The organism is Halogranum rubrum, assembly GCF_900114455.1.
Taxonomy (GTDB): Archaea; Halobacteriota; Halobacteria; order Halobacteriales; family Haloferacaceae; genus Halogranum; species Halogranum rubrum.
Window position 1 is genome coordinate 1 of sequence record NZ_FOTC01000017.1, and the last position, 1,010, is coordinate 1,010.

The window sequence follows — 1,010 nt, forward strand, 5'->3', positions numbered from 1 at the left end:
TTCGTTCGCTTCGTGCCATTACGGCTTCCACGAATTTCTCCGGTTCGACCGGGCGAATGCCCGGTTCGGTGTTTCCCAAAGTGTTGACTTTGAGTGGTGATAGTACTGGAATATTAACCAGTTACCCTTTTGTCCTACTCGAATTACGATAGGACTTAGGATCGACTAACCCTCGGCTGATTGGCAGTGCCGAGGAACCCTTACTCTTCAGGCCGTCGGGGTTACTCACCCGACTTTCGCTGCTACTGTGACCAGGATTTTCGTTACTGCGTGGTCCACATGAACTCTCGCCCATGCTTCCACCCGCGCAGAATGCCGACCTACTCGATTACCCTGTGACGGGTACGGTCAGGTCTCGGAAGTGGATTTGAGCCCCGATCATTTTCGGCGCCTCGAACCTCGGCCGGTAAGCTGTTACGCTTTTCTTAGAGGGTAGCTGCTTCTAAGCTCACCTCCCGGCTGTTTAGGGCTCGAGACCACCTTCAATCGCACTTAATCCACATTTGGGGTCCTTAACCAGACTCTAGGTTGTCTCCTTCACGGTACCCAAGCTTACCCCGGAGTACCGGATTCCTCGCGTCGGCGGCGTTCGTAAGTTCGGAGTTCGACAGGGAGGCCGACTCCTCTCGGAGGCGGGTCTCCCAATCGGTCGCTCTACCTCACGAACTACCTCGGCGAAGGTCATGCTTCGACATGTTTCGGTCGGAACCAGCTGTTGCCGAGTTCGATGGGCCTTTCACCCCTACACGAAGGTCACGAGAGGGTATTGTAGGACACCAACTCTAACAGGCCTCCACGTGCCTTTCGGTACGCTTCACCTTGCCCTCGTGTAGATCACTCGGTTTCGGGTCGTGTACGGTTGACTCCCCGCGCTTGAACACGGTGGCCCTCACACATAGTGCTGCGGCCGTATCGGTTTCCCTGCGCCTTCCATGATACTCATGTTAGACTCGCCAACCAAACACACTCCCTGGTTCGTTTTTCAAAACGTACGACGGGACACCGGCTCC

Annotated in this window: 1 rRNA gene; it reads right to left on the reverse strand. The window is 55.4% G+C overall.

The features are described from left to right. Positions 1–1,010: ribosomal RNA gene (locus BM083_RS23705) — 23S ribosomal RNA — on the reverse strand; the annotation flags it as partial.